The sequence below is a fragment of the Paracoccus sp. SM22M-07 genome (assembly GCF_001887735.1).
Taxonomy (GTDB): Bacteria; Pseudomonadota; Alphaproteobacteria; order Rhodobacterales; family Rhodobacteraceae; genus Paracoccus.
This window is the reverse complement of the sequence record NZ_JPKW01000004.1, coordinates 384,348-397,765: the sequence shown is the minus strand read 5'-3', so window position 1 is coordinate 397,765 and position 13,418 is coordinate 384,348. Positions and strand designations below refer to the sequence as shown.

At 66.4% G+C, this 13,418-nt stretch carries 10 protein-coding genes; 5 read left to right on the top strand and 5 right to left on the bottom strand.

Annotated features, from left to right (window positions below; genetic code table 11):
• Positions 1-16: 16 nt before the first annotated feature.
• Complete coding sequence (locus IE00_RS08835; RefSeq protein ID WP_072296705.1) at positions 17-1,405, bottom strand: aminotransferase class V-fold PLP-dependent enzyme; 1,389 nt, start codon at positions 1,403-1,405, stop codon at positions 17-19.
• Positions 1,406-1,496: 91 nt separating this feature from the next.
• On the opposite strand from IE00_RS08835, the gene IE00_RS08830 reads away from it, so the two are divergent.
• Genes IE00_RS08830 through pdeM form a run of 5 tightly spaced genes read left to right on the top strand, consistent with a single transcriptional unit; the run spans position 1,497 to position 7,598 of the window.
• Positions 1,497-1,973: an Lrp/AsnC family transcriptional regulator gene (locus IE00_RS08830; protein ID WP_072296888.1), complete on the top strand. Its 477-nt coding sequence runs from the start codon at positions 1,497-1,499 to the stop codon at positions 1,971-1,973.
• Between the two features lie 30 nt (positions 1,974-2,003).
• The gene (locus IE00_RS08825) at positions 2,004-2,996 is read left to right on the top strand and encodes a ligase-associated DNA damage response exonuclease (RefSeq protein WP_072296704.1); all 993 of its coding nucleotides are present in this window, start codon (positions 2,004-2,006) and stop codon (positions 2,994-2,996) included.
• On the top strand, positions 2,993-4,543 hold the full coding sequence (locus tag IE00_RS08820) for a cisplatin damage response ATP-dependent DNA ligase (RefSeq protein WP_072296703.1): 1,551 nt from the start codon (positions 2,993-2,995) through the stop codon (positions 4,541-4,543). The genes IE00_RS08825 and IE00_RS08820 overlap by 4 nt, the downstream gene beginning before the upstream one ends.
• On the top strand, positions 4,540-6,915 hold the full coding sequence (locus tag IE00_RS08815) for a ligase-associated DNA damage response DEXH box helicase (RefSeq protein ID WP_072296702.1): 2,376 nt from the start codon (positions 4,540-4,542) through the stop codon (positions 6,913-6,915). The genes IE00_RS08820 and IE00_RS08815 overlap by 4 nt, the downstream gene beginning before the upstream one ends.
• On the top strand, positions 6,912-7,598 hold the full coding sequence (gene pdeM, locus IE00_RS08810) for a ligase-associated DNA damage response endonuclease PdeM (RefSeq protein ID WP_072296701.1): 687 nt from the start codon (positions 6,912-6,914) through the stop codon (positions 7,596-7,598). Before IE00_RS08815 ends, pdeM begins: the two co-directional genes overlap by 4 nt.
• 54 nt (positions 7,599-7,652) lie before the next feature.
• Here pdeM and IE00_RS08805 read toward each other — a convergent pair whose 3' ends face one another.
• The 4 genes from IE00_RS08805 to dnaN all read right to left on the bottom strand — a co-directional run bounded on the left by IE00_RS08805 (position 7,653) and on the right by dnaN (position 13,327).
• Positions 7,653-8,396, bottom strand: a complete 744-nt coding sequence (locus tag IE00_RS08805) for an outer membrane protein (protein ID WP_072296700.1) — start codon at positions 8,394-8,396, stop codon at positions 7,653-7,655.
• Between the two features lie 173 nt (positions 8,397-8,569).
• Positions 8,570-11,008: a DNA topoisomerase (ATP-hydrolyzing) subunit B gene (gene gyrB, locus IE00_RS08800; RefSeq protein ID WP_072296699.1), complete on the bottom strand. Its 2,439-nt coding sequence runs from the start codon at positions 11,006-11,008 to the stop codon at positions 8,570-8,572.
• A gap of 127 nt (positions 11,009-11,135) precedes the next feature.
• Positions 11,136-12,212: a DNA replication/repair protein RecF gene (gene recF / locus IE00_RS08795; RefSeq protein ID WP_072296698.1), complete on the bottom strand. Its 1,077-nt coding sequence runs from the start codon at positions 12,210-12,212 to the stop codon at positions 11,136-11,138.
• The gene (gene dnaN / locus IE00_RS08790) at positions 12,209-13,327 is read right to left on the bottom strand and encodes a DNA polymerase III subunit beta (RefSeq protein WP_072296697.1); all 1,119 of its coding nucleotides are present in this window, start codon (positions 13,325-13,327) and stop codon (positions 12,209-12,211) included. Before dnaN ends, recF begins: the two co-directional genes overlap by 4 nt.
• Positions 13,328-13,418 lie beyond the last annotated feature (91 nt).

Sequence of the window (13,418 nt, the reverse complement as noted above, 5' to 3'; positions counted from 1 at the left end):
GGGCCGGGCGCCCCGGTCACGCGGCGCGCGGCGAAAAAATCGCCGTCGCCGGATCGCCCCGGTATCGCGCCAGATGGTCCGGCGCATCGGCCGCCAGCCGGGTCATCGCCGCCAGGATCGCGTCGATCTCGGCCTCGGGGGCGGCCCAGCACAGGTTCAGGCGCACGAAACCCGGCTTATCGATCTCGCGCCCCGACAGGATCGCCGTCCGCATCGCCTGCGATTCTTCCTCCCCGATGCCCAGCAACCGATGCACATAGGGACCGGCGCAGGCGCAGCCGCCCCGCGCCTGCACCCCGAACAGGTCCGACAGCATCCGCGTCGCCAGCTGCTGATGGACAAAGCCGCCCGCGCCATCGCCGATCCGGAAGGCCAGGATCGGCAGCCGCGCGATGTCGTCGCGGCCCAGCATCCGCAACCCGGCCACATTCCGCAGGGCCGCCGCCTTGGACAGCCAACGCCGATGCCGGGCGTCGATCCAAGGCTGGCCCACGTGATCCTTCAGCGCAAAGACCAGCCCGGCGCGGATGTCGCCCACGACATTGGGGGTGCCTGCCTCCTCGCGGGCTTCGACCTGGGTGGCGTAATCATGGCCCGAATCGTTGACGAATTTCACCGTGCCGCCGCCAGGCAGGCTGGGCCGGTCCGACCGCACGGCATCGCGACGCAGGATCATCACCCCCGATGCCCCCGGACCGCCCAGGAACTTGTGCGGCGATGTCACCACCGCATCCATCCCCAGCCCCATGTCGATCGGCAGATAGGGCGCCCCCCCGGCGTAATCCCAGACCATCGCGGCCCCGGCGGCCTTGGCCATGGCGGTGATGCCGGCCACGTCGCTCAGCGCGCCCGTCACGTTCGAAGCCGCCGACATCGCCACGATCCGCCGCCCCTTGCCCGCCAGCGCCTTGGTCAGCGCCTCCACGTCCGGCCCGCCCTGTGCGCCCTCAGGCAGCTGGATCACCGTCGCGCCGCTTTCGCGCCATGGCAGGATGTTGGAATGATGCTCATAGGGGCCGATGATCACCGTCACGTCCGGCCCGGCCTGCATCAGATGCACCAGCCGGTTGATCCCCGCCGTCGCACCCGATCCGGTGAAGATGACGGCATGATCGACCCCGCCCCCGACGCAGCCCAGGATCTGCGCCCGCGCCGCGCGCCGCATGCGCGTCATCATCCCGCCGCAATGGCTGGCCTCGGTATGGCTGTTGGCATACCAGGGCAGAACATCCTCCATCACTGCCCGTTCGACCTGCCGCAGCGCCCGCCCCGAAGCGACGTAATCGGCATAGATCATGCGCCGCGGCCCGAACGGCCCATCGATCACCTGATCGTTCCCGATGATGTCGCGATGCAGATCCTCGGGGCGCCCCAGACCTGCGCGAAACCTGTCGAAAATATCCATGCCAACCCTCGTTCATTGGCCTGCAAGGTGACACGGAAAGCAGCAGGATTTGATTTCTCTTTTGCTCAAATACCCCTATTCTGCGGGTCATATGAACGACCAGACATATCAGATCGACGAAATCGACAACCGCATCCTGTCGGCGCTGCAGCAGGACGGAACCCTGTCGCAACGCGACCTGGCCGACCGCATCGGCCTCTCGCAGAACGCCTGCTGGCGGCGGCTGCAGAAATTGACTGCGGTCGGCATCCTGCAGGGCAACCGCGCAGTGATCGATGCGGCCCGCGCCGGATTGCATCTGACCGTCTTTGTGATGATCCGCACCCGCCATCATGACGATGCCTGGGCCGGCCGGTTCCGCGCCCGCGTCGAATCCATCCCCGAGATTACCGAGTTTCACCGCATCGGCGGCGAATGGGACTATATGGCCAAGCTGGTGACGACATCGATGTCGGGCTATGACCGCTGCTACAAGGCTTTGATCCGCGACATGGATCTGGAACGCGTCACGGGCGTTTTCTCGATGGAGACGATCTTCACGGCCCGCCCGCTGCGCCTGCCGCGTTGATTTTCGCGAAACACTCGCCATCTGGATCCTATGCGCGCCGATCAGATCTTGCACCCGACCGAGGCCGGGCTTTACTGCCCGCCCGGCGATTTCCATATTGACCCGATCCGCCCGGTCGCCCGCGCGCTGATCACCCACGGGCATGGCGATCACGCCCGCGCCGGCCATGGGGCCGTCATGGCGACCCGTCAGACGCTGGACATCATGGCCATCCGCTATGGTGCCGATTTCACCGAAACCCGTCAGGTGGCCGACGGCCCGATCCGCGTGGGTGATACCACCGTCAGCTTTCATCCCGCGGGGCATATCCTGGGCTCGGCGCAGATCGCGGTGCAGCCGGACAAGGGCCCGAAGATCGTCGTTTCGGGCGATTACTGCCGACGCCCCAATCCCGTCTGCGCGCCCTATGAACCCGTCCCCTGCGACATCTTCGTGACCGAGGCGACCTTCGGCCTGCCGGTCTTTCGCCATCCCGACCCGCTCCAGGAAATGGCCCGCCTGCGCGCCAGCATGGCCGAATTTCCCGAACGCCAGCACCTGATCGGGGCCTATGCGCTTGGCAAGGCGCAGCGGGTGATCTCGTTGGCCCGGCAGGCCGGGATCGACGGTCCCATCGCCATCCACGGCGCAGTGCAGCGGCTGTGCGACTACCACGTCGAACAGGGGATCGATCTGGGCGAACTGATCCCCGCCACCGCTGCCGACGTGCCTGCCCAGCTGGTCATCGCGCCGCCCTCGGCCTTCGCCAGCGCTTGGGTGCAGCGGTTCCGCGACCCCGTCATCGGTTTCGCATCGGGCTGGATGCAGGTCCGCGCCCGCGCCCGTCAGCGCGGGGTTGAGCTGCCTTTGGTCATCAGCGACCATGTCGATTGGCCGCAGGTCACGCAGACCATCCGCGACCTGGCCCCGTCCGAGGTCTGGATCACCCATGGCAACGAAGACGGGTTGATGCGCTGGTGCGAACTGCACCAGATCGCCGCCCGCCCCCTGCGGCTGGTCGGATACGAGGACGAGCCCGAATGAAGGCCTTCGCCACCCTGCTGGAGCGTCTGGCCTTCACCGCCGCGCGCAATGCCAAGCTGCGCATCCTGCGCCATTACCTGGAACAGACCCCGGACCCCGATCGTGGCTTTGCCCTGGCGGCCCTGACCGGCGATCTGAAGCTGCGCGCCGTGACGCCCAAGCTGTTGCGCGGGCTGATGGCCGAACGGGTGGATGAACAGCTGTTCGCATTGTCCTATGATTTCGTGGGCGATCTGGCCGAAACCATCGCGTTGTTGTGGGATGGTGACGGCGACGATGACGTCCCCTTGGGCGACGCGGTGACGCTGTTGTCGGATACGGGACGCGCGGGCCTGCCTGCCGCCATCAGCGCCATGCTGGACCGCCTGGGTCCGTCGGAACGGCTGGCCTTCCTGAAGCTGGCCACCGGCAACATGCGCGTGGGGTTGTCCGCCCGCATGGCCCGCATGGCGCTGGCCGAAATGGGCGAACCGCAGATCAAGGACCTCGAGGAGATCTGGCACGGCCTGACGCCCCCCTATCAGCCGCTGTTCGACTGGATCGCGGGCGGGGCGCGGCCCGAACATGCGGCCAAGGCGCCGTTCCGCCCGGTCATGCTGTCCACCCCCGTCGATCTGGACCAGCTGCGCGCGCTGGACCCCGATGACCATGTTGCCGAATGGAAATGGGACGGCATCCGCGTGCAGGCGATCAACGACGCGGGCGTGCGCCGGCTGTACAGCCGCACCGGCGAGGATATCAGCGGTTCCTTTCCCGACGTGATCGAGGCGCTGAATTTCGACGGCGCGGTCGATGGCGAATTGCTGGTCCGGCGCGGGGCCGACGTGGCGCCTTTTGGCGATCTGCAAAAGCGCCTTGGCCGCAAGGTGGTGGGCCGCGCCATGCTGGACAGCCATCCGGCGGGGCTGCGCGTCTATGACCTGATGATCTGGGACGGGCAGGACCTGCGCGACATGCCGCATCAGGACCGCCGCGCGATCCTGCAACGGGCCGATTTCGGCAGCGACCGGATCGACGTGTCACCCCTGCTGGATTTCACCAGTTGGGACGATTTGGCCGCTTTGCGCGCCGATCCGCCCAGCATCGTGATCGAAGGCGTGATGATCAAGCGCCGCGACAGCCCTTATGTCGGCGGCCGTCCCCGCGGACCCTGGTTCAAGTGGAAGCGCGACCCGATGGTGGTCGATGCGGTGATGCTCTATGCGCAGCGCGGGCATGGCAAGCGGTCGGGCTTCTACAGCGATTTCACCTTCGGCCTGTGGGACGGGGACGTGCTGGTGCCGGTCGGCAAGGCCTATTTCGGCTTCACCGACGAAGAGCTGCGCGAGCTGGACCGTTTCGTCAGGAACAACACCACCGAACGTTTCGGCCCCGTCCGGTCCGTCGCGCCCAAGCTGGTGCTGGAGGTCGCGTTCGAGGGGTTGAACGCATCCGCCCGCCACAAATCCGGCGTCGCCATGCGTTTTCCGCGCATCAGCCGCATCCGGTGGGACAAGCCCGCCCCCGAGGCCGACCGGCTGGAGACCCTGAAAGCCATGATCCCGTGACACTGCCCCCGCGTTTCCAAGACTGGTTCACCCGTCAGGGCTGGCAGCCTCACCCCCACCAGATCGCGCTGTTGCAGGCGACGGGCGACACGCTGCTGATCGCACCGACGGGGGGCGGCAAGACGCTGGCCGGGTTCCTGCCGACGCTGGTCGATCTGGCCGAACCGCATGACGGGATGCACACGCTCTATGTGTCGCCCCTGAAGGCGCTGACCGCCGATATCGCCCGCAACCTGTCGCGCCCCGTGGCCGATCTGGGGCTGGATATCCGCATCGAGGATCGCACCGGCGACACCCGCGCCAGCCAGCGTGCGCGCCAGAAGGTCGATCCGCCCGACATCCTGCTGACCACGCCCGAATCGCTGGCGCTGATGCTGTCCTATGAACAGGCGCCGCGCATCTTCGGAGGCTTGCGCCGGGTGGTCCTGGACGAACTGCACGCGCTGGCCGAAAACAAGCGGGGCGATCAGCTGATGCTGTGCCTGGCACGGCTGAAGGCACTGGCCCCCGACGTCACCGTGACCGGCCTTTCGGCCACGGTCGAGGACCCGCAGGCTCTGGCCGCTTTCATGGGCGGGGCGCAGGTCATCGACGCCGATCCGGGCCCCGATCCCGACATCGCCATGCTGCCCACAACCAACCCCGCCCCCTGGGCCGGCGGCGGGGGGCATTACGCGGTCCGCGACGTGCTGGCGCAGGTGGCCAAGGCCACCACCACCATCATCTTCATCAACACCCGCGCCCAGGCCGAGCTGTTCTTCCAGGCCATCTGGGCCGCCAATGACGACAACCTGCCCATCGGCCTGCACCATGGCAGCCTGTCGCGCGAAGCCCGCCAGCGGGTCGAGGCCGCGATGGCCGCCGGTGAATTGCGCGCCGTCGTGGCGACCGGCAGCCTGGATCTGGGCATCGATTGGGGGGCCGTCGATCTGGTCATTCAGGTCGGCGCGCCCAAGAACGTCAAGCGGCTGGTCCAGCGGATCGGGCGGGCCAACCACCGCTACAACGCGCCAAGCCGCGCGCGGATCGTGCCCGCCAACCGGTTTGAGGTGATCGAATGCACCGCCGCCCTGCAGGCGGTGCGCGAACGCGATCTGGATGGCGATCCGCGCGGCCCCGGCCCCTTGGACGTGCTGTGCCAGCATATCCTGCTGACGGCCTGCGCTGGCCCCTTCGATGCCGACGCCCTGTTCCGCGAGGTGCGCGAGGCCGGACCCTATCGCCACCTGACTCGTGACGATTTCGACGCCTGCCTGGATTTCGCGGCGACCGGCGGCTATGCCCTGCGCGCCTATGACCGCTGGCAGCGGCTGATGCTGCGCGACGGGCTGTGGCGGCTGCGCGACCCGCGGGCCACGCGCGACCTGCGGATGAATATCGGTACCATCGTCGAGGCCGAGATGCTGAAGGTCCGTTTCCGCGGCCGGGGCGGCGCCCCCTTGGGCGAGGTCGAGGAAAGCTTTGCCGCCACGCTGGAATCCGGCGACACCTTCCTGATCGGCGGGCAGACCGTCCGCTATGACGGGCTGCGCGACATGGTGGTCGAGGTCACCAAACAGCCCGCCCGCGAGCCCAAGATCGCGGTCTTTTCGGGGCTGAAGATGGCGACCTCGACCCAGCTGTCGCATCGGGTGCAGGCGCTGATCGGCGATCCGACGCAACATGGCACGCTGCCCGCCGACACCGCCGATTGGCTGGGGCTGCAGGCCACCGTCAGCGCGCTGCCGCGCCCCGGCGTGCTGGTCAGCGAAAGCTTTCCCCATCAGGGGCGTTGGCATCTGGCGGTCTATGGCTTTGCCGGACGCAACGCGCTGCAGACGCTTGGCCTTCTGATGGCCCGCGTGATGGAGGAGGCGGGCCTTGCGCCCTTGGGTTTCCTGTCCACGGATTACGCGCTGCTGATCTGGTCGCTGGACCCGGTGACCGATCCCGCGGCCCTGCTGGACCGCCATGCCCTGCGCGAGGGTCTGGGCGACTGGCTGGGCCGCAACGCCGTGATGAAGCGCAGTTTCCGCAATGTCGCGACCATCGCGGGGCTTATTCACCGCAACCTGCCCGGACAACGCAAATCGGGGCGCCAGGCGACGTTTTCCAGCGACATCCTTTACGACACGCTGCGGCGCTATGATCCCGATCACCTGATGCTGCGCATCACGACCGACGAAGCGCGGCGCGGATTGGTCGATTTCGACCGGATCGAGGAAATGCTGGATCGCAGCGACCGGCTTGATCACCGCATGCTGGATCGCGTATCGCCCTTGGCGGCGCCCCTGATGCTGGAAAAGGGTCGGGTGCCGATCGCGGGGCAGGGCCGCGAGCGTCTGGCCGAGGCCGAGGCCGCCGCCCTGATGGCAGAAGCGGGACTGACGTGACGACGCATGATTTCAACTTCGACGGCCAGCGGCTGCAGGCGCGACCCTCGGGAGCGTTGTTCTGGCCTGAACGCCGCTGGCTGGTCGTGGCCGATCTGCACCTTGGCAAATCCGAACGCATGGCCCGACGCGGCGGTGCGCTGCTGCCGCCCTATGAAACCCAGGCCACGCTGGACAGGCTGGGCGCCGAGATCGAGGCGACCGATCCCCGCAGGGTCATCAGCCTGGGGGACGGCTTTGATGACGATGCCGCGGGCATGGCGCTGCCCGATCCCGTCTGCCACGCGCTGCAGGCCATGGCGCAGGGGCGGGACTGGACCTGGATCAGCGGCAATCACGATCCGGGTGCGCTGAACCCACGCCTGCCGGGGCAGGTTCTGGCGCAGATGGACGAGGGCCTGATCTTCCGGCACGAAGCGGGGCAGGGGCCGGATGTCTCGGGGCATTTCCATCCCTGCCTGCGCCTGGCCGGACAACGGATGCGGTGCTTTCTGGCCGGGACCGATCATCTGATCCTGCCCGCCTTTGGGGCCTATACGGGCGGGCTGGCCATCGACGATCCGGTTCTGCGTGTACTGGTGCCCGCGGGCATGGCCATCGCCTGTGCCCATCGCGCCATCCCCGTGCCCGTCACCGACCAGGCGGCACAGCCCAAACCGACCCGAACCCGGCAGCGCGCATGAAAAAGGGCCGACCCGCCCATGGCGTGTCGGCCCCTTGTTCAAGTTGCACCAAGATCAGAAGCGATAGTTCACGCCAAAGCTGACATTGCTGTGCGCGGGGGTCGCCTCGGACGTGATCGTTTCACCGAAATCATCCGAGAAACTGACGGTTTCCTTGCCCAGATCGCGATACTGATAGGCCGCAAAGATCGACATTTTGTCGTTGATCATACGTTCTACACCCAGGCCGGCAGCAATACCGGTGGCGCTGAAGCCATCGGTATAGGACTGGCCACCGGTCGACAGGTTATAGTCGAAATCGCCATGGGCCACACCAAAGGTGCCATAGATCAGGGTGCCGGGCTGAACTTCGTAGCCGGTCTTCATGACCAGCGTGACCAGATAGTTCAACTCGGATTCGATGGTGGCCGCGGTTCCGAAGGGCAGGATGTCGGTTTCGCCGTCGACGCTGCCGCCTTCGACGCCCAGTTCCGGACCGAAGACCCAGTTGCCGCGCTGCCAGCGATAGCCGGCATGCAGACGGGCGGTCACACCCTTGATGTCGGCATCGCCAAGGTCGGTATCGCGGGCGATTTCCTCGCCATCCTCGACAACCGCAATGCCGACTTCGTCGTCACTGCCAAAACTGTAGCCCAGACCGCCGCCGACATAGGCCCCTGCCCAGTTGCTGGCGACCGGCGCCTCGTCGATCATGACGGGCTGCGCTTCGACGACGGGAACGATGGCGCCGCCAGCAAAGGAAGCCCCCGCGCTCAGCATCATGACAGTGGTGGTGGTGAACATGGGCATGAGATTCATGGCTAACTCCTGAAACAACGGGCCACCAAATGGAGGCTTTACCAGCGGAAAACTGCCACCTTTTACTACGAAAGCATGCTTTCAGGCAAATCAAACCAAGGGGACACGTCCGACATAATACCAAAGGTTATGGTCGAACGTGCTTATTTGGCAACAAATGCTTGGCAGAAAGCTCAGGTATCCAGGTTTTCCACGTTCAACGCATTTTGCTGGATGAATTCGCGGCGCGGCTCGACCACATCGCCCATCAGCTTTGTAAAAAGATCCTCGGCTTCGGCCACGTCTTCGATCCTGACTTGCAGCATCGTGCGGGCGACCGGGTCCAGTGTGGTTTCCCACAGCTGCTCGGGGTTCATCTCGCCCAGACCCTTGTAGCGCTGCAGCGACAGGCCCTTCTCGCCTTCCAGGAACACGGCCTGCAACAGGCCAAGCGGGCCATAGATCGGCTGGTCGCGGTCCTTGCGGATCAGGCGCGCGGGCTTGGCATAGATGTCCTGCAGCGCTTGGGTCATTTCGCCCAAGCGACGGCTTTCCCCGCTGCGCAGCATCTGCCCATCCAGGGTGCGGCTTTCCTCGACGCCGCGCAGGGTGCGGATCAGGCTGATGCCGGCGTCCTGCGTGGGCCGACCTTGCCAGCCGCGTTCGTATTCCTCGGCAATCAGGTCCAGGCGCGCGCTGATATCGTTGGCCACATCCTGGGGGTCGTCGTCGATCCGGCCCGGGCGCAGGGCCCCGGCGATGGCCGCCTGTTCGGTGATGTGCGGCGGATAATGCGTCGGGTAAAGCCGCAGGATGCGCCGCGCCATGCGGGCTTCCTCGACCACGCGGGCCAGGTCGTTGCCGGTGATCTCCTCGCCCGAGGCAAGCCGGAGGGCCGCACCCTCGACGCCCTGCTGGATCAGGTAATCCTCCAGCGCGGCCTCGTTCTTCAGATAGACCTCGGACCGGCCGCGGCCGACCTTGTAGAGCGGCGGCTGCGCGATATAGAGATGCCCGCCTTCGATCAGCTCCGGCATTTGGCGGAAGAAGAAGGTCAGCAGCAGCGTGCGGATATGCGCGCCGTCGACATCGGCGTCGGTCATGATGACGATCTTGTGGTAGCGCAGTTTCTTCAGGCTGAATTCGTCGCGCCCGATGCCGGTGCCAAGCGCGGTGATCAGCGTGCCGATCTGGTCGCTGCCCAGCATTCGGTCGAACCGCGCGCGTTCCACGTTCAGGATCTTGCCGCGCAGGGGCAGAACGGCCTGGTTCTGGCGCGACCGCCCTTGTTTCGCCGACCCGCCAGCCGAGTCACCCTCGACGATGAACAGTTCGCTGAGTGCCGGGTCCTTTTCCTGGCAATCGGCCAGCTTGCCGGGCAGGGACGCCACGTCCATCGCCGTCTTGCGCCGCGTCAGCTCGCGCGCCTTGCGGGCGGCTTCGCGGGCCAGGGCGGCTTCGATGATCTTGCCGACGATCTGGCGGGCCTCGGTCGGGTTCTCCTCGAACCACTCGGCCAGCTTTTCGCCGACCAGTCCTTCGACGGCCGGACGAACCTCACTGGAGACCAGCTTGTCCTTAGTCTGGCTGGAGAATTTCGGGTCGGGCACCTTGACGGACAGCACGCAGGTCAGGCCTTCGCGCGCATCATCGCCGGTAAAATCGACCTTTTCCTTTTTCGCGATGCCGCTGTCCTGCGCGTATTTGCCGATCACGCGGGTCAGCGCGCCACGGAAACCGGCCATGTGTGTGCCGCCATCGCGTTGGGGGATGTTGTTGGTGAAGGGCAGCACCGTCTCGTGATAGCTGTCGTTCCACCACATCGCGACCTCGACCCCGATGCCGTTCTTTTCGCCGGTCATGAAGATCGGCTCGGGCATGACCGAGGTCTTGGAGCGGTCGAGGTATTTCACGAATTCCCGCACGCCGCCTTCATAGAACAGCTCGGTCTTCTGCAGTTCCGCGTGGCGTTCATCCTCCAGGATGATGCGCACGCCGCTGTTCAGGAAAGCCAGTTCCCGCAAGCGGTTTTCCAGGGTCTTGAAGACATAATCCAGGTTGCTGAACGTGCCCTCGGGGTGGTTGGACTTGGCGGATGCCAAAAAGCGAACCTCGGTCCCTTTTTCGCCGGGCTGGGCATCGCCGACCTCGCGCAGGGATTCGACCGTGTCGCCATGTTCGAAGCGGACGTAATATTCCTTGCCGTTGCGCCAGATGCGCAGCTCCAGCCAATCCGACAGCGCGTTCACGACCGACACGCCCACGCCGTGCAAGCCGCCCGACACCTTGTAGCTGTTCTGGTCGAACTTGCCGCCCGCATGCAGCTGGGTCATGATGACTTCGGCGGCACTGACGCCCTCGCCGGCATGCATGTCGACCGGGATGCCGCGACCATTGTCGCGCACGCTGACGCTGCTGTCGGCATGGATCTTGACGCGGACGAAATCGGCGTGACCGGCCAGGGCCTCGTCGATGCCGTTATCGACGACCTCATAGACCATGTGGTGCAGGCCGGATCCGTCATCGGTATCGCCGATATACATGCCGGGCCTTTTGCGCACGGCCTCCAGTCCCTTGAGAACCTTGATGGAATCGGCGCCGTATTCGGCAGGCTGAGAGGCTGTGTCGGTCATGCGTCGGGCTTCCTGTTCGTCATGCCTCGATATAGTGCTTCGGGGCGGCAAAGTCACGGCTTTGACAGGGTTTTTCCCCGCCATGGGCAGGTTTTCTGCCCCCATGTGGCCAAAGGGACGGGGCGGGTCACGAAAGGGCGGGCAGATCGGACCGCCCGTCATGCTTTTCCACCGCAAGCCGCCGTGCCGCATCGCCCAGATCGGCAAACAGCTCGGGGCCCGTTCCCGTCAGCAGGCTTTGCGCGGGCAGGTCGCGGATCAGGTCGTAAAGGGCCGCGCGGCGGTCGCCGTCCAGATGGGCCGCGACCTCATCCAGCAGCAGCAGGACCGGCTGATCGGACAGGGCGCGGGCATTGGCCATGATCAGCGACAAAAGCAACGCCTTCTGCTCTCCGGTCGATGACAGGGCCGCGGGCATGTCCTGCGGTCCCCATGTCGCCCCCAGATCGGCCCGATGCGGCCCTGTCAGGCTGCGGCCGGCGGCAAGATCGCGCGGGCGCATCGCGGCCATGCGCGCGGCGATGCTGTCGGCGTCGTCGTCATCGGCATGGCCTTCGCCCGCCAGCAGGGTCAGGGTCGCGGCCGGAAAGGCGTCCGACTGCCCCTGCGCGGCCATGATGGCGGACAGCGCGGCCTGACGGTTGCGGGTCAGCGCCGCCCCGGCTTCGGCCATCTGCGCCTCGAGCGCGCGATACCAGCCGGGGTCCCCGATCTGGTCGCGCAGCAGGCGGTTCCGTTCGCGCATGGCCTTGTCATAGGCCAGCGCCAGATCGGCGTGGTCGGGCATCAGCGACAGGGTGACCCGGTCCAGAAAGCGGCGGCGCCCTTCGGGGGCCTCGGTCCACAGCCGGTCCATCGCGGGCACCAGCCAGATGACGCGCACCAGCCGCGCCAGGGCCGTCTGCGGAACGGGCTTGTCGTCCAGGGCGACGGTGCGGGTCTGGTCGGGCGGGGCCTGCGTGACCACCCGGTGGTCGCCCAGATCGGCGGCGATGCGCCAGCCAGCGTCCTTGCCCTGCCGCGCCTGTTCGGGCGCAGCCGAACCGCGCAGCCCGCGGCCGGGGGCCAGCATCGACACGGCTTCCAGAATGTTGGTCTTGCCCGACCCGTTCGGTCCGAAGATCGCCACGGGCCGGGCGTCCAGGTCCAGGTCCAGCCGGGGCCAGGACCTGAACTGTGCCAGCGACAGACGGCTTAACGTCAAACGCGCATCGGCATGACGACATAGACGGCGCTGAGGTCGCTGCCCTCGCGGATCAGGGCCGCATCGCCCGAGCCGTTGAACAGGAAGACCGCATTGTCGCGATCGACCTGGTTGGCGATTTCCTGCAGATACTTGGCGTTGAAGCCGATCTCCAGCGGCTCGGAGTCATAGGCCACGACCAGCTCTTCCTCGGCGGCGCCGGAATCGGGGGCGTTGACCGACAGGACCAGCTTGTCGCTGTCCAGGGACAGCTTGACGGCGCGCGAGCGTTCGCTGCTGACGGTGGCCACACGGTCCACCGCGCGGGCGAAATCGGTGGCGTCCACCTCCAGCTTGCGGGTGTTGCCCTGCGGGATGACGCGGCTGTAATCGGGGAAGGTCCCGTCGATCACCTTCGAGGTCAGGGTGATGGTGGTGGTGGCGAAGCGCACCTTGGTCTCGCTGACCGAAACCGAGATCTCGTCCTCATCCTCGTCCAGCAGCTTGCGCAGCTCGCCCACGGTCTTGCGCGGCACGATGACGCCAGGCATGTCCTCGGCGCCCGCCGGCAGGGGGGCGTCGATGCGCGCCAGGCGGTGGCCGTCGGTGGCCACGCAGCGCAGCACCGGTCCGTCCTCGGACTTGGCGACATGCATATAGACGCCGTTCAGGTAATAGCGCGTCTCCTCGGTCGAGATGGCGAATTTCGACTTGTCGAACAGGCGGCGCAGCACCTTGGCGGGCGCGGTGAAGGTGGCGCTGTATTCGCTGGTCGCCATGACCGGGAAATCCTCGCGCGGCAGCGTCGCCAGGCTGAAGCTGGACCGCCCGGCCTGAACCGCCAGCCGGCCCGTCGCATCGTCGGCGCTGATCTGGACCAGCGCCCCGTCGGGCAGCTTGCGCGAGATCTCGTTCAGCATCACCGCGCTGACAGTCGTCGATCCGGGGCGTTCGACATGGGCGGGCGAATGGTCCAGCACCTCGGTGTCCAGATCGGTCGCGCGGAAGCTGACGCCATCGGGCGTCGCCTCGATCAGCACGTTGGCCAGGATCGGGATGGTGTTGCGGCGTTCGACGACGGATTGGGCCTGCGATACGGCCTTGACCAATACGGCGCGCTCGATCGAGAATTTCATAAGCTTCCCCTGTCATTCAGGCGCATCGGCCGGTTTGTCGGACCTGATGTGTAACCGCCCGCGCGGGCGGTCACAAGAATAACGTGAGGGG